This is a genomic window from Nocardia sp. NPDC059228, from assembly GCF_042754245.1.
Taxonomy (GTDB): Bacteria; Actinomycetota; Actinomycetes; order Mycobacteriales; family Mycobacteriaceae; genus Nocardia.
Genome location: NZ_JBHZAL010000002.1, coordinates 479,401 through 502,447, shown reverse-complemented (window position 1 = coordinate 502,447; position 23,047 = coordinate 479,401). Strand labels below are relative to the sequence as shown.

24 protein-coding genes are annotated in these 23,047 nt (G+C 69.3%); 9 read left to right on the top strand and 15 right to left on the bottom strand.

What is annotated here, in order from left to right; genetic code table 11:
• Positions 1–158 precede the first annotated feature (158 nt).
• Positions 159–1,400 carry an ATP/GTP-binding protein gene (locus ACFXKA_RS06215; RefSeq protein ID WP_379426335.1) on the top strand — a complete coding sequence of 414 codons (1,242 nt, stop codon included), beginning with the start codon at positions 159–161 and terminating at the stop codon, positions 1,398–1,400.
• An 83-nt stretch (positions 1,401–1,483) separates the two neighbouring features.
• Complete coding sequence (locus tag ACFXKA_RS06210) at positions 1,484–1,900, top strand: hypothetical protein (protein ID WP_379426334.1); 417 nt, start codon at positions 1,484–1,486, stop codon at positions 1,898–1,900.
• Between the two features lie 26 nt (positions 1,901–1,926).
• On the opposite strand, the gene ACFXKA_RS06205 is transcribed toward ACFXKA_RS06210, so the two are convergent.
• A complete protein-coding gene (locus tag ACFXKA_RS06205; RefSeq protein WP_379426333.1) occupies positions 1,927–2,769 on the bottom strand; it encodes an SAM-dependent methyltransferase in 843 nt (280 codons plus the stop codon).
• Between the two features lie 142 nt (positions 2,770–2,911).
• Here ACFXKA_RS06205 and ACFXKA_RS06200 point away from each other — a divergent pair, with 142 nt between their 5' ends.
• Positions 2,912–3,466 carry a helix-turn-helix domain-containing protein gene (locus tag ACFXKA_RS06200; protein ID WP_354835234.1) on the top strand — a complete coding sequence of 185 codons (555 nt, stop codon included), beginning with the start codon at positions 2,912–2,914 and terminating at the stop codon, positions 3,464–3,466.
• Positions 3,467–3,517: 51 nt separating this feature from the next.
• On the opposite strand, the gene ACFXKA_RS06195 is transcribed toward ACFXKA_RS06200, so the two are convergent.
• The 7 genes from ACFXKA_RS06195 to ACFXKA_RS06165 form a co-directional block, all read right to left on the bottom strand.
• A complete protein-coding gene (locus ACFXKA_RS06195) occupies positions 3,518–4,561 on the bottom strand; it encodes a methionine synthase (RefSeq protein WP_379426332.1) in 1,044 nt (347 codons plus the stop codon).
• A gap of 202 nt (positions 4,562–4,763) precedes the next feature.
• Positions 4,764–5,138 carry a hypothetical protein gene (locus ACFXKA_RS06190; RefSeq protein ID WP_379426331.1) on the bottom strand — a complete coding sequence of 125 codons (375 nt, stop codon included), beginning with the start codon at positions 5,136–5,138 and terminating at the stop codon, positions 4,764–4,766.
• An 83-nt stretch (positions 5,139–5,221) separates the two neighbouring features.
• Entirely contained in the window at positions 5,222–6,343 is a 1,122-nt protein-coding gene (gene mnmA / locus ACFXKA_RS06185; protein WP_354835228.1) for a tRNA 2-thiouridine(34) synthase MnmA, read from the bottom strand.
• Complete coding sequence (locus ACFXKA_RS06180) at positions 6,344–7,564, bottom strand: cysteine desulfurase family protein (protein ID WP_354835226.1); 1,221 nt, start codon at positions 7,562–7,564, stop codon at positions 6,344–6,346. It abuts the gene before it with no gap.
• 276 nt (positions 7,565–7,840) lie between these two features.
• Positions 7,841–9,493, bottom strand: coding sequence for an alkaline phosphatase family protein (locus tag ACFXKA_RS06175; RefSeq protein ID WP_379426330.1), 1,653 nt, complete (start codon positions 9,491–9,493; stop codon positions 7,841–7,843).
• 77 nt (positions 9,494–9,570) lie between these two features.
• The gene (locus tag ACFXKA_RS06170; protein ID WP_379426329.1) at positions 9,571–10,368 is read right to left on the bottom strand and encodes a murein transglycosylase; all 798 of its coding nucleotides are present in this window, start codon (positions 10,366–10,368) and stop codon (positions 9,571–9,573) included.
• Between the two features lie 46 nt (positions 10,369–10,414).
• The gene (locus ACFXKA_RS06165) at positions 10,415–11,617 is read right to left on the bottom strand and encodes a hypothetical protein (protein ID WP_379426328.1); all 1,203 of its coding nucleotides are present in this window, start codon (positions 11,615–11,617) and stop codon (positions 10,415–10,417) included.
• 754 nt (positions 11,618–12,371) lie between these two features.
• On the opposite strand from ACFXKA_RS06165, the gene ACFXKA_RS06160 reads away from it, so the two are divergent.
• The 5 genes from ACFXKA_RS06160 (at position 12,372) to ACFXKA_RS06140 (ending at position 15,944) form a co-directional block, all read left to right on the top strand.
• Positions 12,372–13,238: a helix-turn-helix domain-containing protein gene (locus tag ACFXKA_RS06160; protein WP_379426327.1), complete on the top strand. Its 867-nt coding sequence runs from the start codon at positions 12,372–12,374 to the stop codon at positions 13,236–13,238.
• Between the two features lie 263 nt (positions 13,239–13,501).
• On the top strand, positions 13,502–13,693 hold the full coding sequence (locus ACFXKA_RS06155) for a hypothetical protein (RefSeq protein ID WP_354835216.1): 192 nt from the start codon (positions 13,502–13,504) through the stop codon (positions 13,691–13,693).
• A gap of 384 nt (positions 13,694–14,077) precedes the next feature.
• Entirely contained in the window at positions 14,078–14,674 is a 597-nt protein-coding gene (locus tag ACFXKA_RS06150; RefSeq protein ID WP_379426326.1) for a TetR/AcrR family transcriptional regulator, read from the top strand.
• Between the two features lie 65 nt (positions 14,675–14,739).
• Positions 14,740–15,375, top strand: coding sequence for a glyoxalase (locus ACFXKA_RS06145; RefSeq protein WP_379426325.1), 636 nt, complete (start codon positions 14,740–14,742; stop codon positions 15,373–15,375).
• Positions 15,376–15,479: 104 nt separating this feature from the next.
• The gene (locus ACFXKA_RS06140; protein WP_354835210.1) at positions 15,480–15,944 is read left to right on the top strand and encodes a phage tail protein; all 465 of its coding nucleotides are present in this window, start codon (positions 15,480–15,482) and stop codon (positions 15,942–15,944) included.
• Between the two features lie 64 nt (positions 15,945–16,008).
• Here the strand turns inward: ACFXKA_RS06140 and ACFXKA_RS06135 are convergent, their stop codons facing one another.
• Positions 16,009–16,155, bottom strand: coding sequence for a hypothetical protein (locus ACFXKA_RS06135; RefSeq protein WP_354835208.1), 147 nt, complete (start codon positions 16,153–16,155; stop codon positions 16,009–16,011).
• Between the two features lie 223 nt (positions 16,156–16,378).
• Complete coding sequence (locus ACFXKA_RS06130; protein WP_379426324.1) at positions 16,379–16,999, bottom strand: class F sortase; 621 nt, start codon at positions 16,997–16,999, stop codon at positions 16,379–16,381.
• Between ACFXKA_RS06130 and ACFXKA_RS06125 the strand changes: the two genes are divergently transcribed.
• Positions 16,972–18,027 carry a hypothetical protein gene (locus tag ACFXKA_RS06125; RefSeq protein ID WP_379426323.1) on the top strand — a complete coding sequence of 352 codons (1,056 nt, stop codon included), beginning with the start codon at positions 16,972–16,974 and terminating at the stop codon, positions 18,025–18,027. The two genes, ACFXKA_RS06130 and ACFXKA_RS06125, sit on opposite strands and share 28 nt — an antisense overlap.
• 297 nt (positions 18,028–18,324) lie before the next feature.
• Here ACFXKA_RS06125 and ACFXKA_RS06120 read toward each other — a convergent pair whose 3' ends face one another.
• The 5 genes from ACFXKA_RS06120 to ACFXKA_RS06100 form a co-directional block, all read right to left on the bottom strand.
• Positions 18,325–18,951 (bottom strand): VOC family protein, encoded by a 627-nt coding sequence (locus ACFXKA_RS06120; protein WP_379426322.1) that lies wholly within the window; start codon positions 18,949–18,951, stop codon positions 18,325–18,327.
• Between the two features lie 75 nt (positions 18,952–19,026).
• Positions 19,027–19,980 (bottom strand): lysophospholipid acyltransferase family protein, encoded by a 954-nt coding sequence (locus tag ACFXKA_RS06115; protein WP_354835200.1) that lies wholly within the window; start codon positions 19,978–19,980, stop codon positions 19,027–19,029.
• A gap of 6 nt (positions 19,981–19,986) precedes the next feature.
• Positions 19,987–20,835 (bottom strand): GNAT family N-acyltransferase, encoded by an 849-nt coding sequence (locus tag ACFXKA_RS06110; protein WP_354835198.1) that lies wholly within the window; start codon positions 20,833–20,835, stop codon positions 19,987–19,989.
• 308 nt (positions 20,836–21,143) lie between these two features.
• Positions 21,144–22,349: an S-adenosylmethionine:tRNA ribosyltransferase-isomerase gene (locus tag ACFXKA_RS06105; protein ID WP_379426321.1), complete on the bottom strand. Its 1,206-nt coding sequence runs from the start codon at positions 22,347–22,349 to the stop codon at positions 21,144–21,146.
• Entirely contained in the window at positions 22,346–23,035 is a 690-nt protein-coding gene (locus tag ACFXKA_RS06100) for an SDR family NAD(P)-dependent oxidoreductase (RefSeq protein ID WP_379426320.1), read from the bottom strand. The genes ACFXKA_RS06105 and ACFXKA_RS06100 overlap by 4 nt, the downstream gene beginning before the upstream one ends.
• Positions 23,036–23,047: the final 12 nt, after the last annotated feature.

Below are 23,047 nucleotides of genomic sequence, written 5' to 3'. Positions count from 1 at the left end.
GGTTCGTGCACACCGTCATCCGGTCGCGGCGCGGTCCGTGCCGGTCGCCCCGGTTTCGAACCCGGATATCGCGAAAGTTGCCCTCCGGGTGCCGCCCTCACGGAATGCCCGAATAAGGTGAGTCGCATTTCCGACCCGCGACCGGCAGGATGTCCAGGGTGTTGCGTAGTTTTCAGGTGTCGAATCATCGGTCCCTCGCCGAACCGCAGGAACTGCGGCTGACCCGGGGTAGCGGGCCGGTCGCCACACCGGTCACCGCCGTCTACGGGACGGCCGCCACCGGCAAGACGGGCCTCGTCGACGCGCTCGATCGCATGCGCGACGCCGTACTCAATTCGGTCACCGGGTGGGATCCCTACTCCGGTCCGGTTCGGACGCCGCACCTCGGATTCTCCGATCGCCCTTCGGAATTCGTGGCGAACTTCGTCGCCGAGGGGTGCCCGTACACCTACGGGTTCCGGCTCGACAATGCCGACGTGGCCGCGGAATGGCTGCACTCGCATCCGCACAATCGCAAGCGCGTGGTGTTCGAGCGCGCCGGCGACGACATCCGCATCGGGCCCATGTTCGAGGCCGCGCGCTACGGGCTGGGTGCCGTGGTGCCGCTGGTGCGCCCGAATGCCCTGCTGCTCAGCCTGTCCGGGCAGTTGTACGCCGAGCCGCTGGTCCCGGCCTACCGCTGGTTCCAGTCGCTGCTGGAAGTGCAGTGCGGGCAGCCGGATCCGCAGGAGGTCGCGCACCGGGTGGGCTCGCACATCTCGCGCTCGACCGACCATGCGGTGCGCCTGCTGACCCTGCTGCGCGCCGCCGACCTCGGCATCACCGATCTGCTGCTGCCGTCCGACGACCCCATGTACGCCGACTACCTCCGTGACCTGGACGCCGATATCGCCTCCACCACAAAGGAAATCGAGTCCTGCACGGTCTCGGCGAACTACGCCGAGGAGATGTTCCTCGAGCACGGCATCACCGTCACCCTGTTGCAGCGCGAACTGGCCAACCTCTATGCCGCCCGGGACGCGCTGTACTCCCGCATGGTGGCCCGCCGCGGCGTCGGCCTGGGCCTCACCCACGAGGGCATCGAAACCGCCTTCGACATCACCGACGAGTCCAGCGCCACCCTGGCCATGCTGCGCCTGCTGCCGCCCATGCTCGACGCCCTCGACACCGGCGGCGTGCTGGCGGTGGACGATATCGACGCCGCCCTCACCCCCGAAACGGCCGACAGCCTCATCCAGCTGTTCCAGAATCCCGAAACCAATACCCAGGGCGCGCAATTGGTCTTCACCACCGCCAACCGCACCCTCATCGACCGCGGCAACGGCCGCTCCCAGTCCAAGCGCACCACGGTCTGGCAGCTGCGCCGCCACAACGGCATCTCCGAACTCACCGCCCACTAGCCGCACCGGTCGTCACACGGCCCCGGCCGCTCGTCACACGGCCCCGGCCGGGCATGAACTCCACGCCGCCTAGCATGGAGTTCATGCTCCTGCAGCTCATGTTCGTCCTGCTGATCGGCGGCGCACTGGCCGCGGCCCTGGTGTACTACCGTCGCGGCAACGGCGGCGGCTCACGAGCCTTCCCCGGCGACCCGCTCGCCGCCTCCTGGAACGCCTCGCCCGCAGGCCTCGAATCCGGCACTCTCCACGTCACCGGCGTCAGCCCCCGCCCCGACGACCTCGGCGAGCAGTACGTCACCATCGCCGGCAGCATCTCCGGCCCCACCGTGTTCGCCCACGAGGTCTACGGCCGCTTCGCCTGGGACGTCGACAACTGGCCCTCCATCGGCGACCAGATCCCCGTCACCTACCCCTCCGGCAAGCCCGACAAATGGCAACTCGACCACCCCGGCGCCCGCCCCTACTTCGGCTCCAAACGCCCGAAGAACCAGGGCTACTGAGCCTTTCCGATGCTTCTGGGCGGGACTCAGCGGCGGATGGCGGCGATGGTGCCGATGCGGGGGTCGACCAGGGTGGTGGGGCGGGGTAGGTGGGAGGTCATGTCGTTCCAGGTGCGGAATTCGGTGGTCCAGCCGATGTTCTCGAGCCAGTGTTGGACGTCGAAGTCGGGGGCGGGTGGGGTTGGTTGTGGGGTGTTGTCGCCGGAGACGAGGCGGCGGAGGTCTCGGTACCGAGGGGCTTCGGGGTCGATGGGGATGCGGGCCGCCCCGAAACGGCTTGCGGGGGCGGATAGTTCGGTGAGGGTCTGGACTACCTGGCGGTTCCAGTCCTGATTGAGGTAGCCGAGGGAGCCCTCGTCGACCCAGTAGGTCGGGACGGTTGGGTCGAAGCCGGTGTCGAGCAGGGGTTTTCGCCAATTTTCGCGGAGGTCGGCGATGACCACGTGGCGGTGGCAGGCGGGGGTGGCGGCGGTGGCCGACAGGACCGGTTCCTTGAAGGCGAAGAGTTCGGGTAGGTCGATCTCGTAGATGTGCAGGGCGGGTGGGAGGTCGAGGCGGTAGGCGCGGGTGTCCAGACCGGCGCCCAGGAGGACGATCTGGCCGCAGCCCGCATCGATCGCCTCGCGGAAGCGCTCGTCGACGAGGCGTACGCCGATGGTGCGGCCGTCGTAGAACTGGTCGGCCAGGGCTTCCATGCGCGCCCAGCGTTCGGGGGTGAAACCTTTGCGGGCCGCGGCCACGAAGTTCTTCGCCTGCGGATCGTCGTAGAGGCGATGGTCGCGTTCGGATTCCCGTGCCCGGATGATGGCGACCCCGATAGCTGTCACGGCCACGCCGTCGACCGGCACTGTCGCTGCTGTCTCGGTCATGTTCTGCTCCCCACTGCGCAAAGTAACTTGCCGACCGGCTAGGTATCGGCCGGTGATGGAGACGCTAGGCTTCACCTTGCCGGTCGTCAAGCAAAGGGACCGTCGTCAAGGAACAAGGGCGGGGTACCGAAAGAAGGACTCGATGGACGGGCGTCGCAGTGATACGCGGGAACGGATTCGCTCCGTCGCCATGGAGCTGTTCTCCGAGCGCGGCTATGAGAAGACCTCGTTGCGCGAGATCGCCGAGCGCCTGGGCGTCACGAAAGCCGCGCTCTACTACCACTTCCGGACCAAGGAAGACATTGTCGCCAGCCTGTCGGAGGATCTGCGCGGCGGTATCGACGAGATCGTGCAGTGGGCCGAGGCCACGCCGCCGGGGCCGGAGCGGGCCCGCGAGATCGTGATTCGCTACGGCGCGCTGCTGCACAGCCTCGGCAAGGACATGATCCGGTTCTGGCACGAGAACCAGCCCGCCTTCCGGGACCTCGGGTTCGGCACCAGCCTGCGCTACCAGTTCCGGGTGCTGGCCGACCTCATGACCGCGCCGAGCACGGAGCCGCTGGCCACTTTTCACGCCCGGCAGGCGCTGCTGGCCATCAGCTGGAGCCTGTCCATGATGGGCGATCTGGAACTCTCCGACGAGGAGAGCAACCAGGCGTCGGTGGCGATCGCGCTGGACATCCTGACCCGGATGTGAGCCGCACCCGCCGAAACACCCTGCGGCACAGCGTCACGCTGCCACACGGCCTCACTCGAAGGTGAGCGACTCCGGCTCCTCGGCGTAGGCGCGCGCGGTCTCGGCCGCCAGGCTCAGCGCGCGGCGCGCCCAGGACAGCGGGGCTCCGGCCAGGCCGCAGGCCGGGGCGACCAGGATCTGCTCGGCCAGCAGGCGCCGCGGGAAACCGAGCCGATCCATCAGGCGCACACCGGGTTCCGCGATATCGCGCCAGGTGACGGGCGCGGCCGGCGCGGTGGTCGGCACCAGCCCGAGCACCAGGTGCTTTCCGCTGTCCAGCAATTCGCCGATCCGGTCGAGGTCGGGGGTGCCGACGGCGGCCATGTCGAAGCCGACCGCGGCCGCCCCGCTCTTGCGCAGGAACCCCAGCGCGGGCCGGTCGGCGCAGGTGTGCACCAGCACCGGCACGGACTGGCTGCCCGCGACGATGTCCAGGATGTGCAGCGCCTCGGGTTCGGGCATGGCGCGCACCGTGTTCAGGACGCTCACGCCCTTCAGCGTGCCGTTCAGCACGGCCGTCAGGTCCGGCTCGTCGATCTGGAGCACGACCTGTGCGCCCAGCCGCTTGCCCACCTCCGCCACATGATTCGCGATGCCCTCGGCCAGCGACTCCGAAAGATCGCGTAGCGCACCGGAATCGGTCAGCACGCGATGCCCGCCCGGCAGCTCCACCTCCGCGGCCACCGTCAGCGGCCCGGCCACCTGCACCTTCACCGGATGGCCGGAGCCCGCGAAACCGCCTGTCTCCCATGCCTCTTCGAGCGCGTCCAGATCGGTGCGCAGCAGATCGCGGGCCCGGCGCGCGACCGCGCCCGGTCGCGCCGCCAGCCGATATCCGCGCGTGGTGCTGTCGAACTGCATGTCCACCAGCAGGCCCGACACCCGTCCGACCATGTCCGCGCCCACGCCACGGCCGGGCAGTTCGACGAGATGCGGCAGCTGCCCCAGCTCCCCCACCACGGTTGCCGCCGCCTCCCGCGGATCGGTCCCCGGCCACGAGCCCACGCCGGTCGCGATGCCGCCGCGCAGTACCGCCGTGTTCGTGTCGTCAGTCATCCCAGCCATCCCGTATCACTCGGCCGTCCGTTCCGAAAACCCCGCGTACCAACCGAACTCGTCACCTCGGCGTCGACCCGGCCGCCCGGCATCCGGCTCGCCCCGTTTCAGAGGCGTCGACGAACTCCCGCCCGGAGCGAACCGGATCGCGTGCGAGCCGTCGTGCACTGCGCGGCGAAGCGGGCTGCCGAGCCGCGCGAGGTCACTCGTCGGCATTGCCGCGTTCGGTGCGGCTGCTCGAATTCGTGTACCAGTCCCAGCAGGTCGCGTTGACGAACCAGTCCCAGGTCTTGCCCGCCCGCTCGGCCGCGTCGGCGGGCGCGCCGGGCCCGGTCGTGGGGCGGCCGCGCTCGGCATACGGGGTGACCCGGACGACCACCCCGGTCCGTGCCCGACCGCGGCCGGTGCCGTTCGCCACATCCGTTTTCCCGTCGGGGCCGGGTTGCGGCTCGCCGGGCCGGAATTCGCCGGTGTCGGTGCGGGCGATCTGCTCCGGCGCGGCGCTGCCCGCGGCGTTCCGGCCGAGCCTGGCCCGCCCCGGCGCGCGGCGCGGGCGCAGGCGCAGCGGCTGCGGCATTCCGGTGCGCCAGACGACCCGGGAGGTCGATCGAATCTGCGCCGCTACATATGATTTCGCGCGTCCGCGCGTGTGGCGGTCGCTCACCGGGCGCTATCCGAGACCAGTTCGCTTGCGTACGAATGAGGTTCGCGTTCGGTACCGGAGATGGTGCCGCTGCCCAGCACCTCGTCTCCCGCCGGGTCCGGGCGGTACAGGACCACGGCCTGGCCGCGGGCGACACCGGTGAGCGGTGTGCGCAGCCGCACCACCAGGCCGCCGTCCACGGCCTCGGCGACGGCCGGGGCGATGCCGCCGTGGGCACGCACCTGGGCCACGCATTCCACCGGGCCGGAAGGACTTTCACCCGAGGTCCAGATGGCGCGGTCGGCGCGCACCGTCCACACCTCCAGGTCCTTGGCCGAGCCCACGTGCACGGTGCCGGTGTCCGGGTCGATGCCGGTCACGTAGCGTGGCTTGCCGTCGGCGGCCGGGCCGGGCAGGCCCAGGCCCTTGCGCTGGCCGATGGTGAAGCCGTGCACGCCCTCGTGGTCGGCGAGCTTGGTGCCGTCGGCGTCGAGCACCGCGCCGGGGCGGATGCCGATCTTGGCGCCCAGGAAGGCCTGGGTGTCGCCGGAGGGGATGAAGCAGATGTCGTGGCTGTCGGGCTTGCCGGCCACCGCCAGCCCGCGCTCGGCGGCCTCGGCACGGATCTGCGGCTTCGGAGTGTCGCCGACCGGGAACATGGCGCGCGAAAGCTGTTCGGCGGTAAGGACGGCCAGCACGTAGGACTGGTCCTTGTCCTCGTCCACGGCCCGGCGCAGCACGCCGTCCGCGAGCCGCGCGTAGTGCCCGGTGACGACGGCGTCGAAGCCCAGGGCCACCGCGCGGTCGGCCAGCGCCGAGAACTTGATCTTCTCGTTGCAACGCAGGCACGGGTTGGGGGTCTCACCGGCGGCGTACGCGGCGACGAAGTCGTCGATCACGTCCTCCTTGAACCGGTCGGCGAAATCCCAGACGTAGAACGGGATTCCGAGCACGTCGGCCGCCCGCCGGGCGTCACCGGCGTCCTCCTTGGAGCAGCAGCCGCGCGATCCGGTGCGTAGCGTGCCCGGGTTCGCCGACAGCGCCAGGTGCACGCCGACCACCTCGTGTCCGGCGTCCACCGCGCGGGCGGCCGCCACGGCGGAATCCACGCCACCACTCATCGCGGCAAGTACTCGCATCTAGAAGCCTCCCTTCGCTCCGGCCAGTCCGGCCGCCTTCGCCCGTTCCACCACCTGCGGCAGCACGGCCAGCAGGGCATCGATATCGGCGTCGGTCGAATTGTGTCCCAATGAGAATCGCAGGGATCCGCGCGCCAGCGCCGGTTCCACGCCCATGGCCAGCAGCACATGGGAGGGTCCGGCCACACCGGCATTGCACGCGGATCCGGTCGAGCATTCGATCCCGGCGGCGTCCAGCAGCATGAGCAGCGAGTCGCCCTCGCAGCCGGGGAACGTGAAGTGGGCGTTGCCCGGCATGCGCTGGGTGCCGGTCGCCCCGTTGAGCACCGCGTCCGGCACGACGGCGCGCACGCCCTCGATGAGCCGGTCCCGCAGCCGCTCCAGGTCGACCGCGCGCACGGCCAGGCCGGCCACGGTCTCGCGAATCGCGGCGGCCAGGCCGGCCGCCGCGGGTACGTCCGAGGTGCCCGAGCGCAGATCCCGCTCGTGCCCGCCACCGTGCAGCAGCGGCACCGCCGGCACCTGCCGCCCCAGCAGCAGCACGCCCGCGCCGTGCGGTCCGCCGACCTTGTGCCCGGCGAAACTGGCCGCGGCCAGGCCGCTGGCGGCGAAGTCGATGGGCAGTTGCGCCGCGGCCTGCACCGCGTCGCTGTGCATGGGCACGTCGAATTCCTGTGCCACCGCGGCCAATTCCTGGATCGGCTGGATGGTGCCGACCTCGTTGTTGGCCCACATGACGCTCACCAGCGCAGTCTCGGCGGCGTACTCGGCCAGCGCGTCGCGCAGCGTGCGCGGCGAGACGATGCCCTGGGCATCGCACTCCAGCCACGTGATGCGCGCGCCCTCGTGCTGCTCGAGCCACTCCACGGTGTCCAGCACCGCGTGATGCTCCACCGCGCTCACCAGGATCCGGTTCCGCCGTGGATCGGCGTCACGCCGCGCCCAGTAGATGCCCTTGACGGCGAGATTGTCGCTCTCGGTCCCGCCCGAGGTGAAGATCACTTCCGACGGCCGCGCCCCCAGCCCCGCCGCGATCGACTCCCGCGCCTCCTCCAGCACCCGCCGGGCGGCCCGCCCGGACCCGTGCAACGACGACGCGTTCCCCGTCATCCCCAGCGCAGCGCACATCGCCTCGACAGCGACCGGGAACATGGGTGTCGTGGCCGCGTGATCGAGGTAGACCGTCTGGGCACCGACCGGACCCGGGAAAGCCGACTTCATGACCGTCCAAGGATAGCCGCCACCGTCGAGACGATATTCCCGCCATGCCCGCAGCAGCTCCCGCCCCCATCGTCGCGACCATCGCGCCCGCACGCTCCGCCTCCACTCCCGACGCCGGCCTCCCGCCGCCGACCGCCCCGTCCGAGTCCTCCATCTAGGCCACGAAACGGCGACGGGCCGGGTTCGCCCGGTCCGTTGGTTCTCCCGGCGGCCGGGCACGGAACGGCCCGCCGGGGCGGACCGGCGGGCCGTCGTGGGCGCGTGATCCGAATCGGATCAGCCCAGGTTCGGCAGTTCGCGCACGCCGTGGGCCTTGGCGGCATCCAGCTTCTGCGGGTTCTCGTCCAGCAGCTTCAGGATGGTCGGGGCGATCTGGGTGGTCTGCACGGCGTCGGTCACGACCGTCTTCTTGGCGCCCGGGCCGGAGACGATCAGCGGGACATTGCGGTCGGCCCGGTTCGCGCCGCCGTGCTCGGCGATCTTGCCCTTGCCACCGGTGTAGACGGTGCCGACCTGTGCGACGCCGACCAGGTCGGGGTGGCGAGGGTCGTTCTCCGGGGCGCCCAGGTACGAGGCGGCGCCGGCACCGGCGTGCACCTCGGTCAGGCCGGACTTGGTGTACGCCTTCGGGTGTCCGCTGATGTCATTGCCGGTGCCGTTGTCGGCCAGCAGCCACTGCTCGGCGAAATCGGCGGCGGCCTGCGAACGGTCGTTCAGCCACAGCAGCATGGCGTCGTCGTTCACGCTGAAGGCGACCAGGTCCTTGGTGGCCTCGGGGTGCTCGGCCTTCCAGGCGGCGTTGAGGGCGGTCATGATCGGGCCGTCGTCGATGCGGGTCAGGTCGCTCGGCTTGGTGGGCGACTGGCCGTGCTTGGCGGAGACGATGACGGTGGTGTTCTTGTCCTCGCCCTTGGTCTTCAGCTCGCCGAGCAGCTTGCCCAGCTGGCCGTCCACGTAGTCGAGCGCACCGGACAGCAGCGCGCCGGGGGTTACGCCGTCGGCCTGGTAGCCACCGGTCATGCCGTCGGAGGTCGGCAGCTTCTGCGCGACGGAGACGGTCTGGAAGTTCATGCCGAAGACGGCCGGCTCACCGACCTGCTTGGTGTGGCCGTGGTCGTAGCCGTCGATCTCGTTGAGGACGGCCTGCACCTTGTAGCCGTCGTACTGCTGGGTGGACTTGTCGTCCTTGGTCCAGTCCTGGCCCGCGATCGGGGAATTGGAGTTGATCTCCGGGGTGAAGAGGTCGTCGATGGCGTTGCCGGCCTTGCCCTCGAGGATCGAGTAGGCGGGGTGCTTGTCCGACCAGGCGGTCAGCTTGCCCGCGGCGTGCAGGACGTCGAAGACCGAGTTCACCTGGAGGTACTGGCTCGGGTAGACCGGCTTGCAGGTGGCCGGGTCGACCGGCATGGCCGCCGGGTTCAGCAGGGAAGCCGGGTTGCCCGTCATGCCCAGGATGCTGCCCGGCAGGCCCGCCAGGCCCTGGCCGGCGTCGATCGAGTTCTGGTTCTTGTCCATCGCCTCGGTCATCGCGACCTCGGCGCCCTTCGGGGTGTGGACGCAGTCGGTGGTGCCGGCGGGCAGCAGGTCGTGATTGAAGGTGTCGTCGTAGTAGACGCCCGACTGTCCCGCGGTGGCGCCGGTGAACTGCGCGATCATGCCCGGGAAGGAGTCCGACGGGTTGGTGGTCTGTGCGTTGGTGTACTCGGCGCCGTTGTTCGCCAGCGAGGCCAGCGCGGAGTTCGGATGCTGCTCGACGTACCACGCCAGGTCCGCCTGGTGCATTCCGTCGATCGAGATCAGCAGCACGTGGTCGGCGTCCTTGCCCTGACCGGTCTTGCCGCCGGGGGCGGCATGGGCGATAGCGGCACCGGTACAGACCAGCGCCACCGCACCGGCGGCAGCGGCGACCCGAATGCTCTTACGGGACATGGATTCCTCCTGATCACGCGACACAGAACTCTTGTGTCACGGCGTTATTGCGAATGAAGTGAATCGAAGGACAGCGATCAGGCGTCGTAACCAGTTGCGGCAGTGCGCACTTGGCCGACATAGACCGAGGAATGGTTGTAGGCGAGGATGGCCTGCCGCCAGCCCGCGGCGGTGGCCAGATCGCCGCCGGCGGCGCACAGGTAGCGGCCCGCGGCCAGCGCGGCGTCGTCGATATTGTCCGGGTTGCCCGACAGGTCGCCGGTGGCAACGGGTTTGGCGGCCTCGAGCGCATCGGCGAGGGTGCGATAGTCGGCACCGGCGCGAACACCCCAGTGCTTCCAGGTGTCCGGGATGAACTGGAACGGGCCCATGGCGCGGGCGTAGACGATGCGTCCGGCCCGGGCGGTCGAGGCGGGATCGAGGATGACGGCATTGCCGCCCGTGCCGTTGAGGGCCACGCCGCGAATCGGCGGCTGCACCAGGCCGTCGGCCGCGATGGTGGCGCCGCCGAAACGGGCGTGATCGCTTTCCACGCGGGCGATCCCCGCCAGCGTGGTCCAGCCGAGGTGGCAGCCGGGCTGGGCCTTCGCCAGCACGACCGTGGCGTATCCGTACGCCTCCAGCGCGCGGAGCGGGATGCCGTCCTTGTCGGCCCGTGGGCGAGCCCACTCGCGGAGCTGATCGAGCTTGTTGTCCATCGCGTCGAGCCGGATTTTCGGGATCGGGCCGCCGGAGCCCGGAGGAGCGGGTTCCGGCGCCCGGCCCGGTCCTGCGGCACACCCGGCCACGGTGAGCGCGACCGCGGCGATGAACAGGGGCAACCGAGCCCCGCCCAGCGCCCGGCCACCCGTGCCGGGCACGTACGAATTCGTCATGGTTCCGCGAAATTCACTGGTGCGCACAATGTTTCGTTCCGTGCGCCTAGCCGCACGGACGAGGGGCGGGCGGGGGTGTCGGCGCCTTGGATGCCGGGGGCGTGGCCGGCTTCGAGGTCGCGGGCACCGGCGGCTTCGAGGTCGCGGGCACGGGCGGCTTCGGCGCCGGGGCGGCCGGCGGGGCGGGCTGCGGCTTCACGGTCGGCGGATGCGCGAGGGTCGGGGATGCCAGCGGCTGCATCTGATTCCGCGGCGACGCTGCGATGCAGTGGGGCGAGGTCGGCGGCGGGGCGGTCGTCGTCACCGGGGCGGGCGTCACCGCGGGCGTGGTCGTCACGGGAACCGTGGTCGTCACCGGCGACGTCGTCGTGGGTGCCGCGGTCGTGGTGGCCACCGGAACCGTCGTCGTTGTCGACGGGGGCGTGGTGACCGGGGCCGTGGTGGTGACCGGAATCGTGGTGGTGGACGGGACGGTAGTGGTCGTCGAGGGGTCGGTGGTCACCGTGACCGTCGTTGTGGTGGCGGCAGGGTCCGATGTGGGAGTCACCGACTGCGAAACGGTTTGGCCCGGATCGGAAGACTGATCCGCCTGGAACGAGAGGGTCGCGCTCGCGTCGATGGAGAGGCTGGGCGCGGCGGTCGCGGTCGGCGTATCCGTGGTCGTGACCGGCGTATCCGTGGTCGTGACGGGGGTGCTGGTGGTCGCATCCGGGGTGGTGGTCTCCTGGGCGGGATCCGTTGTCGCGGACGCGGGATCGGTGCCCGGATCGGTCGCGGCGACCGGGTCGCCCGCGGCGTCGGGTGTGGAGCCGTCGGTGGGGACCGGAACGTCGCTCGGAGTCAGTGAGCTGTCGGCGAGACCGATCTCCGGCATGGTCGACCCGGGCTGCACTGCCGTCAGATCGGCGTAGCTCTGCGAATCCGGTACCTTCGCCGCTTCGGTCGACGCGGCACTGGTCGCCGCCGGATCGGCACCGTGCGTTTCGGCCGCGGCGACCACGCCGACGACGAGACTAGCCAGCGCGGCGCCGGCCGCCACCTTCGGCAAATGGCGGCGGACAGGACGCGACGCGATCAGGCGAGCCATCAGCTGCCATTTCCCCGGGGCCTCGGTCTCGGCGAGTTCGCCCGGGGCCTCGATGAATTCGGTCGGCACCGCATCGACGGCATCGGCGTTCGGCTCGACGGCCGGTTCGGACGTGTCCGATTCGTCCCGATCGGGTTCGTTGCTGTCCAAGGCTGTCCCCACTGTGGATTCTTTCTCCGCGATAAGTCGCCGCACCAGCGCCCATGCGGAGGACGAACTGGATGGCCACCGGGGCCGGAAATTCAAAACTCGTTGCGAAACGGCTTTCTGGCGACCAAGACTGTGCAATGCACTCGGACAGCATGCAACTCAGTCCCGCACCGCACACCACAACTCGCCGGCGCCCCGCTACACAGCAGCGACAACATGCCCTGGATCAGGCATAAATCTCTGTGCAACAGGGGAATCGAACACTACCGGCGGGATGGATCAGCCAATCGGCACATCGAAGGACGCAGTAGCACCCGTCAGCCAGGAAAAAGGCAGCAACCACCGATCAGGCGCGCCGAGTCGCCCACCCGACCCTTCTGCCAGATAACACCAAATACGTTGTACCAAAACATATTTCACGCCGAAAGCGACGCCAGAACGCGAGCTGAACGATTGACCGAGCGACACAAATTGTCACACCTTCCGTCCGAACGCCCACACCCATCGCCTGCACAACCAGGCGGCACGACATATGAGCTTTGGAGCCCTGTTCACGATTTTGCCCCATAACCCAAACTTCAATGAACAAACGGTGCATGAAAGGTGTCGGAAAACCGTTGGCATCAGCGAATATTCATGTTGCGAACGCTGTGACCTTTCCAACAGTGCGCCGTTTCGGCCCGTCGGGTAAAAGTTCTTCAGCGAATCCGATTCACACCGCTCGGCCGCGCAAGGCTTCGCAGGACGTTCGATAGAGAGGCTGGCCGTGCAGATCGCCGCACCGCTCCCCCACCCCGGCCAGTCGGCGTTTCCCCCGATCCCACCCACGCAGGTCCGTCGCGGCGCCGGGCAGCTCTCGTGGGTCTGCGAACGACCCGAGATCGGGGGCTATCTCCGCCGGCAGCGCGAGGCGCTGGGATTGACCCAGGAGGAGGTGGCCCTGGCCGCGTCGACCACGCTGTCGTCCCTGCGGAAGTGGGAGGCGGGTCTGCGCAATCCGAGCACCGATGGTCTGGCGGCCTGGTGCCGTGCGCTGAATCCACCGGACTGGATGTTGCGCAAGATCATGTCGCTCGCGCTCGGTGACATGGATACGCTGCGCACGAAACCCTGGCCCCGGACCATCGGCGGCGAGGATCTCGCTCATCTCGAATCGTTCTGCGGGCCCGCCTTTTTCATCAGATTCCCCCATTTGGATGTCGTCGCCGCCAACGGACCCGCGCGTCGGCTGATTCCGAGCTTGACGCCGGCCGACCTCGGTCCGGCGCGCCCGGTCAATCTGGTCGAATGGATCATGACCGACGCCGCACGAGAACTGCTGGTCAACTGGCGCGACGTCGCCGTTCGCGTGATCCATGCCCTGCGGGTCATGGGTCCCGGCATCGTTCCGCAGCAGCGCCTCGACGAGATCTTCAACGCCTGCTATTCGCGATCGCCGAAGGACTTCAAACGATTCTTCGCCACCAACCCGGTCGAGGACGAACAGGACGGCGACGCACTATTGGTGCGAAACCTGGAGCAGGGCACGGTCGATCGGTATACCTACCGATCCTTGCGCCCGACCCAGCCGATGCGCCCATATGACCTCGTCCACGTGATCCGGAGCACCGCACCGCGCGATGCGGGCGCGTAGCCCGCACCGGATCGACCACACCGAACACGTTCCCGCCGCCCCCATCCCGGGGGTTCCGATCGTGCCAGACTGCGGACCACGCGTGCCGATCTCGGACACCGGTGATGCAGCGCCGGGCCGGGTGCACCAGAATTCGGTGCGGCCGGTACCGACTCGCGGACCGGCCCTGGTTTTCAACGCGGTCGACCGCACACGCACCGGTACATGGGCAATGGGGTGGTGTGGGGCGCGGCCGCGACCGATCCCACACGGAAGGTCGATACGTGCCCAAGCACCTGATCACAGTGGCGTCGATTGCGCTGGCGGCAGTGGCCCTCGCGGGCTGCGGCAGCCACCACAGCAGTCCGCTCACCCCGCCGACTTCGACGACCTCGGTACCGGTTTTCGGCGGTGGCCAGATACCGGATGTGATCGATGTGCCGACCACCACCCCGTCCACGACCAAGGCCAGGTGATGGCCGAGCGGTGACCTCGACCGGTCGTCGGCCGCGCCGGAGGCGACGCTCACGCCCATACAGCCGAGCCTCTGCGCGGAGACCGTCGGGCCCTGGGCGCCGAGTTCTCTTGTCCGCATGTGTGTTTCCCCGTCGGACGGATGGCTCGTCACAGCCCGCGACGGCATGGACGAACAACGACAGCGCCGGGAGGCCTGCAGTGCGGCGCGCGGATTGCTGACCGAATCCCAAGTCCGTTGCAGGGCACGCACTTCCGGCAATATCGGGTAACCCACAATGGCTCCTTCTGCTCACCGATGACGATTTCTAGCGATGGTAGAATTCATGTCGCCTCTATATTCAGAGGCGGTAGCTAGATAACTTTACGGCCGATGCGATGAGGCGATGACGATTCAGCAACGGCGCGAGCGGGAACGAGCCGCCAGGCGTCAGCTGATCATCGACACCGCGCGCAGACTCGCCGAGGACGATGGCTGGGCGGCGGTGACCACGCGCCGGCTGGCCGATTGCATCGAGTACAGCCAGCCCGTGCTCTACAGCCATTTCACGAGCATGGAGGCCATCGCGGCGGCGGTGGCCGTGCAGGGCTTCGCCGAGCTGGCCGACGATCTGCACGCCGCGGGCGCTGGGCGCGAGACCCCCGGGCAGCGCCTGGGCGCCCTGGCCACCGCCTATGTCGAATTCGGGTTGTCCCAGCCGGCGCTCTACGACGCCATGTTCGTCCAGGCCACCGATCTCGCCTTCGACAGCGCCGAGACGCCCGAGCAGTTACGCCGCGCCTTCGACGAAATGCGGTCGGTGATCAGGGCATCCCCCGGCGGCATCGATCCGGACGCCGACACCGACACCGAGGTGTTCTGGGCCGCCCTGCACGGCCTGGTGACGCTGGCGCGCAGTCACCGCCTGCGCACCGAGTCCATCGGTGTGCACCTGACGGTGCTGCTGGAGCGTTTCGCCAACCTCGGCATCCACCGACCCTGAATCCGTGGCGGGATCCGTGGTCGGCACGGATGTCGCCGGCCGGGCCGAAATTTAGCGTTATCGGCATGACGAACACCGCCACCACCACCGAAATCAATGTCAGCCTCGAGGCTGCCGATCCCGCCGCCACCGCGGCCGCCTATGAAGCCGCCTTCGGCCTCGGCGCCAGGCTGACCTTCCGTCCCGCCGCCGCCCCGGCGGAGGGCTTCCGCGGATTCATGCTGTCCCTGGTCGTCACCCAGCCCGGCACCGCCGACAACCTCATCGCCGGCGCGCTGCAGAACGGATTCACCATCCTGAAGCCGGCCAAGAAGAGCCTCTGGGGCTACGGCGCCGTCATCCAGGGCCCGGACGGCACCGTCTGGAAGGTCACCACCTCCCAGAAGAAGAACACCGGCCCCGCCACCCGCGAGGTCGACAGCGTCGTCCTGCTGCTCGGGGTCGAGAACGTGAAGGCCAGCAAGCAGTTCTACCTCGACCGCGGCCTCACCGTTTCGAAGAGCTTCGGCAGCAAGTACGTCGAGTTCGCCCTCCCCGACTCTCCCGTCAAGCTCGCCATGTACCCCCTCGCGGCCGCCGCCAAGGACGCCGGCGTGCCGCCGACCGGCTCGGGCCCGCACGGAATCGTTGTCAGCGGCGCCACCACCTCGTTCGTCGATCCGGATGGCTTCGAATGGGAAGCATCCGCGAAACGCCCGTGACGCCTTCGGGTTACCGATCGGCCGGGCGGGCGCGACTAGGATTACCGCGGCCTGTCCGAGAGCACCGTCCGGCCTGATCGGACATTCGTGTGAAGGAATTAGCCATGCCGTATGTTGTTGACTTCGTGAACGTCTCGACCGAGGGACTGGAGTCGTCGCCGGTCGCACCCGCGCTCGCCGGATTGCGGGCGAACGAGGCCCGGTACTTCAAGAACAAGTACGACCACGTCTTCACGGTGGAGCCCGCGGAGGATGCCCAGGAGACCATCGAGTGGGTGAACCGGATCCTCGCGGAGGAGCGGTCCCTCGTCATCTCCTCGAAGCCCCTCGAGGCGACGGCCTTCCAGGTCGAGGACATTCGAATCGCCTACGTGTTCTATCAGAACGGCCTGTCGATCAATGTGATGTACACCGTCGACGACGCCAAGAAGCGAGCGGTCGGGTTCAAGCTCTCCGACGGGATGGAAGTCCCCGCGGAGCTCGCCTCGCAATTCAAGTTCGCGCGGCAGAAGTCGAAGCTGGCCGGCACCATTCGCGGCTCGTACTTCGTCATCAAGGGCGAGTACTGACCCCGGTGGGCCTTACCGCCCCGCAGCCGACGAAGACCTGCGGGACGGTTCGGCCACTGCCCGATCAGCCGAACGGGTACTGACCGGCGCCGGCGTAGCCGGTGCCACCCATACCGATGATGTCGGTGAGCATCACGAGCATTCCCTGCCCGATCGACAACGCGTCGTTGCCGATCGTTCCGAGGTTCTGCGCAAAGGTCTGCATGTCCACCTCCGCTGTCGGTCGATCCGAATAGTGCGCACGGGAACGTAGCTAGTCGGTGTCACCACCGGCAAGTCCGGTGTGGCGCGATCTGCCGCACCACGATGCGCCGAAATCTGTTCTCTGCCAACAACATCGCCGAGTCTCAGCGGACGCGACAGCGCGACACGCCGACATTCGGACAATCGGGGCCACAGCAGACTCACAGGACCGCCGCGCGCCCCGAGCGCGGCTAGGTCACCGAATCGAGGGACGAGAAGACCACCACGTTGGACTCGTAACTCTTGGCAGCCTGGTCGAATTGGCCGCCACAGGTGACCACCTGCAGCGTCGCGCCGCCGCGGGGACCGAAGACGAGCTGGTCGGGGAACTGGGATTTCAGGTACATGCGGACATCGGTGACCTTGAAGTGCGCGGTCTTGCCGTCCGCGCGCTTCACGTCGATCATGTCGCCCGGCTTCACCTTCTTCAGGTAGAAGAAGACGCCGGTGCCCTTGTAGGAGTCGACGTGGCCGAGGATGACCGCCGAGCCCTGCTCGCCCGGCGCGGGACCCTGCTGATACCAGCCGGCCTGCAGGTAGTCGGAAGGCACCTGGACCGAGCCATCGGCATTGAGCCCCACCGCGATCAGCGATCCCGAGGCCTTGATCGAGGCGATGTCGAACGACACCGGAGTGGACCGGCTGATCGCGGCCGCCGTCTTCACCCCGGAGGCGGACGCGGCCGCGGTGGTCGTGCTCGCGGCCGAATGGGTTGCGCCGGAGGACGAACAACCGGTCATCAGGGCCAGGATGATCGCCACCACGGCGATGAGCGCACCGCGTAGTGGTCTACGGATTCTCAACGCGCCCACGGCGTTTCCCTTCGCGATGCTCACTGCGCGCTCACCTGGGCGGCCATGCCGCCCGCGCCGGTTTCGGGCGCGCCCTTGGGGATCACGTAGCCACCCGGCGGAACCTGATCGGTGACCGCCGTGCCACCCGGGATGCCGGTGGTCGCACCGACCGGAATCGCCATGCCGTACACCGTGTCCGCACCGGCCGCCGCGGCTCCGGCCGTCACCAGATCGATGCCACCCAGTGCGCTGCCGCCGATGTCGGTGTTCCCGCCGGCCTGTACTCCGCCACCGGCATTGCCACCGATCTGCGTACCGCCACCGACCTGCACGCCACCACCGGCATTGCCACCGATCTGCGTACCGCCACCAACCTGCACGCCACCACCGGCATTGCCACCGATCTGCGTACCGCCACCAACCTGCACACCACCATTGGCATCCCCGCCAACCTGCGTACCGCCACCGATCTGCACGCCACCGTTGGCATTGCCACCGGTCTGGACGCCGCCGCCGACCTGCACACCACCATTCGCGTCACCGCCGACCTGGGTGCCGCCGCCGATCTGCACGCCACCATTCGCGTCACCGCCGACCTGCGTACCGCCACCGACCTGGACACCACCGTTGGCATCCCCGCCGGTCTGCGTACCGCCACCGACCTGCACGCCACCACCGGCATTGCCACCGGTCTGCGTACCGCCGCCGACCTGCACGCCGCCATTCGCGTCACCGCCGACCTGCGTACCGCCACCGACCTGCACGCCACCACCGGCATTGCCACCGGTCTGCGCGCCACCGCCGACCTGCACGCCACCACCGGCATTGCCACCCGTCTGCGCGCCACCGCCGACCTGCACCCCACCACCGGCATTCGCGCCGGCGCTAGGCTGGACGGACGCACCGGCATTGCCGCCGCCTCCGCCTTGGACGTCGACGCCCACGTTCACCCCGCCGGGTCCGATGCCGACGTCCACACCGAGGCCGGCGCCCGGGGCGGGCTGTGTCGTCGCGGTCGGGTCCGCGCCGGCCAGCGGCGCCCATAGTGCGACTGCGGCCGCGGCGATCACCATGACCGGGAATGTCCTAGCCGACATTTTCGAATTCGCTTCCAGACGTTGTTGTTCGGTTGCCTTCCCGTCGAACAGACGGGTTGGTGTGTTACCGACAAGTCGCCCCTGACCGCGAGAACTATGCCGTTTCAGGCACGTTTGAAACTGGACGCCTGCACAAGTCCCTAATGCACCGAGTCCCCACCCGAAGCCCCTAATTTGCTCCGCTTCGCCGACGATACCGACGGCATTCCGGTACGGCTGTCAACCGCCCGCGACAACGGTGACGAATCAGCGGGCGGCATGCTGGGACGTGGTCTCCCAGGCGAATCCGTCCGGATCGGTGAAGGTCGCCGCGCCGCCGACGACGAGGCGGTGGGACCCGCTGCCGTCGGAGGAGACCCCGGCATCCTTGGCCAGGGCGCGGCGCTTGTACAGGGCCAGCTTCACCGGGCTCGAGCCGGTGTCGAACTCCACGTACATCGGCCCGAAGCTCTTGGCCACCGGCAGCCCGTGATCGACATAGAAGCGCTTGCTCGCGCCGATGTTCTCCACACCCAGCAGCAACACCATGGAGTCGAAGCGCTTGGCCGCCGGACCGCTGTTCTTCTTCGAGGAGGTCGCGACCTTCCAGATCGCGCCGTCCGGGGCCTGCACCACGCCGCCGTAACCCCACATCGACTTGGCCGCGGGCTGGAGCGCGGTCGCGCCCGCCGCCAGCGCGGCATCCAGATAAGCGTCGGCGTCGGCCGGCTGTGCCACCGTCAGCGAGAGCGTGTATCCGCGGAATCCGGTGCTGGGCTCCTGGGTGGCTCGGAAGCCCAGCAGCTGCGAGTCCAGCCCGAACGCGGTGGAGTAGAAGCTGGCCGCGGCGTCGACGTCCGCGACGTCGAGGGTGATGTTCTCGATGGAAGTCATGTCAGCAACGCTACGGTCGCGCCACTGACCAGCGCTTCTCGATTCCTGATCAGTCCCGGGCCACTCGCGGGCGAGTCACTTCCCGGCGGTCGCCCGCGGTGTCTCCGCACGTCGGACCGCACCCGTGCCGACGGCCTCGAGATGCTCGGAGCCGTGGATGACGTCGGTGAAGGCGCGGGCGACGGTGTCGCCCTCCAGGGTCTGTTCGCAGCGTCGGGCCAGCTCATGGCGGTCGGTGTCGGGGAGCAGCTGCGGCTGCAGGGCGATCTCGGCGACGACGCCCTTGGAGCGCAGGACCCGGCGGAACGAGTCGGCCAGCGAGTCGATGCCGACGAAGCCGGGAATGGTCGACAGGTCGCCGGCGCGGTCGAGGTAGCGCAGGCGGATGGGCTGCACCGGGGTATCGGAGTCGATGGCGGCCTGGAACAGGGCGGGACGCAGGCTGCCGTGGGCGCGGCCGCACCAGGTGGTGCCCTCGGGGAAGAAGGTGACGCGCTCGCCGGCGCGCAGGCGGTCGGCCATGGTCGCGATGACCGACGGCAGCTGCCGCAGGCGTTCACGCTCGATCGGGATGACGCGGACCCGCTTGGCGACATCGCCGAGCATCGGCCACTCGACCAGGTCGGCGCGGGCCACGAAGGACATGGGCTCGACGGCGGTGAGGGCCACGATGTCGGTCCAGCCGATGTGGCGGGCCGCGATCAGCACACCGCCCTCGCGACGGTCCTCGGGGGCGCGGTTGTCGACGATGCGGACGCGAATTCCGCAGCAGGCCAGCAGGGCTCGCGCATAGCGGCGCTGCAGCCCGGCGCGACGGCGGCGCGGGGTGGCGTAGTGCGCGATCGGGAAGCTCAGCAGGACCCCGGCGATGCCAGCGATCCGGGCGGCCACCCGCAGCGTGCCCGCCTCAGCGGAAGCGTCGACACACGAAGAGCCGCAGGGACTGTGGGGCATCCAGGCGTGGGCGGAGGCCTCGGCCGGCGGGCACGAGAGCGATCCGGTCTCCGGGGAGAGCAGTGCGGGCATCATGGGGCATCACCGGGCATCCAGGCTGTTGGCCGCGCCCTGCAGGCGCTCCAGGTAGCGGGTGTTGATGGTCTCGAGGCCGAGCAGGGCGACGAAGTCGGCGACCGCGAAGTCCGGGTCGTGGGCGGGCTCGCCGCAGATCTGCGCGCCCAGGCGTAGGTAGCCGCTCAGCAGCGGGGGTAGCTTGGGGCGGGCGGGAGCTGCCAGCTCGTCGAGGGTGCGGCCGTCCACCACCACCGGGTTGTACGGGCGCACATGGCGTTCCGCCTCCAGCGCGTGCTTGCGCAGCAGCATGTCGCGCACGCCGCGCACGTTCACGCCCGGCTCGTCCTCGGGCGTCATCCGCATCGGTACCGAGACGCAGCCCATCACCCAGTCGTATCCGGTGAGCTGGATGTAGTGCAGGATGCCCGCCCACATCAGCGTCAGCACCGAACCGTTGCGGTGATCGGGCACCACGCAGGCGCGGCCCATCTCGACGATCCGGTGACCGACGGGATCCAGTGCGGCCAAGTCGAATTCGGTGGCGGTGTAGTATCCGCCGGCGGCGGTCACCTTGTCCGGGGGCAGCATGCGGTAGCAGCCGACGAACTGCTCGGTGAGCTCGTCACGCACCAGCAGGTGATCGCAGTGGTCGTCGAAACGGTCGGCGTCCAGGCCGGTTCCGTTGTCGGGAATGGTGAAGCCCGGCTCATTGGCGAACACCTGGTAGCGCAGCCGCTGTGCGGCCTCGCGGTGCTCGGCATCGGAGGAGACGACCAGGGAGTACTGGGACCGTCCGGTGGTGCGGGGCGCTTCCGGGGCGGGCTTCGACGCGGCTGCCAGCAGGCTGGAATTCGACGCTGCCATGGTGGTCATAGGCTTGATCAAGCCAGTCCCAGACTGCGCTGGAGCGACCGCCGGATTACCTGCCGATGCCAGTCCGGTGAACGCGACGCAGACCGCACCGGGAGTTCATCCGGCCGCCTCGCAACGTTCTCTACCAGGACAAATGCTCGTATCCCGGCGGGGTACCGGCGGCTCTGGAAGGCCGCGCGCCGAGCCCGTAAGACGTTGCGGCGAGCCCGGACCCGCGTCCGCGAGCGGTCGGCAACGCGGAAGAAATCAGCCTACGCCCACCGGGTGGGCCTTGCATCGTGGGGGTCCACTTCCGGAACGACGACCAGTCAGTTCCGGAAGAGCAAGGCGGAATCACCGAATTCGTGCCAGAGATACCCGGAGTCGAGCGCCACCCGGTACGCCTCCCGCACCACCGCCCCGCCCGCCACGGATTCGAGCAGACGCAGATGCGAGGCGCCCGGCGCGTGCCAGCCGGTGATCAGCCCGTCCACCGCCCGCGCGGGACGATCCCCGTCGAGCACCAGCTCGGTCCAACCGGCCATCGGACGCACCAGACCGTCTGCGGCGGTGGCGGTTTCGAGCGCCCGGGTGACCGTGGTGCCCACCGCCACCACCCGGCCGCCCGCCGCATGCGTGGCGTTGACCAGCCGCGCCGTCATCTCCGGCACCGCGAACCGCTCCGGACTCGGCGGCTCCCCGGACTCCGGCGAGGACACCCCGGTGTGCAGCGTGATCGGCGCGAACCCCACCCCGCCCGCCACCAGCTCGGTCACCAGCGCTTCGGTGAAAGGCCGCCCTGCACTGGGCATTTCGGCACTGCCCGGCTCGAGCCCGAAGACCGTCCGATAGTAGGCGGCCGACCACCGCCCGGTGAGGTAGGAGTAGGAGATCGGACGGCCGTACCGTGCGAGCAGCGCCCGCACATCCGCCTCCGCCCGATCGACCCCGTGGTCGGCACGCTTCTCGGCCAGTCCGCCACCCACCCGGTCGTCCTCCACTGCTGCGCTGGCGGTCCTTGCGGCGTCACCGCGTCCCGCAGCGGCGACACCACGGACCCCAGCGGCGGTCGGATTCCCGACGCGGGCATGCTCGGACGCGGCTTCGATGTCCGCGGCCCACAGGCGGTCGCTGCCGCGCGGCCAGCGGGTGCGCACGGTGGCGATGTGACCGGCCGGAAGGGTAACGCGCGCACCCGGTTTCAGCGCCCGCCCGCGCCACGGCACGCCCGCGGGGTCGCGCAGTTCGACCACCCAGCGACCGTCGTCGAGCCAGGTCGAGAAGTGCAGCACCGCGGCCGCATCGCCGTACCGCGCGTCCACCGCGGCGCTGAGCATGGCCGAATTGTTCACCACCACAAGGTCTCCGGCGCGCAGGAACCTCGGCAGTTCCCGGAACCGCGCATGGGTGACCGTCCCGGCGTCGCAGACGAGCATCCGGACCTCGTCACGCGCCAGGCCGCGCGCCTCGGGCGGGCTGGTCGCCGACAGCTCGTCGGGCAGCGTGAACGCGAGCTCCTCCATACCGAGGGTCATGACGCCACCGACAGTTCGGACGCGAGGTAGCGGCCGCTCGGCGGGCGCGACTCGAGGAGGTGCAGCAGCGCGGGCACAACGGTTTCCGGCTCGGGGCGATCGGAGATGTCCTCACCGGGGAAGGCGGCCTGGTGCATCTCGGTGCGCATGTCGCCGGGATCGAAGCTGTAGACGCGCAGCTGGGGATTCTCGGCCGCGAGCACATTGGTGAGCTGGTCCAGTGCGGCCTTGGAGGCGCCGTAGCCGCCCCAGCCCTGGTAACCGCCGACGGCGGCGTCGGAGCTGATGTCCACCACCACGCCGTCGGAGGCCCGGAGTGCGGTCAGGGTGAGCTGCAGAATCGCCAGGGGTGCAATCACATTGGTGTCGAGGACGGCGGCGAGTTCGTCCAGCGGGTAGCGGTCCAGGGTCGGGAGCGGGCTCGGGCCGAGTGCACTGGCGTTGTTGAGCACCAGGTCCAGCCGGCCGGGGCCGACGGACTCGGCGATGCGCTCGCGCACCGCCGGGTCGGCGACATCTCCCGCGATGGCGTGCGCGCCGGTCGCGGCCCGCACCCGGTCGAGCCGATCCGCGCCGCGAGCGACGAGGATCAGCTCCCAATTCCGTTCGGCGAGCGCGAGCGCGACCGCCCGGCCGAAGCCCGCCGACGCCCCGGTGATCAGGGCCCTTTTCGTGTTTTCAGGCATACAGCCATCGTG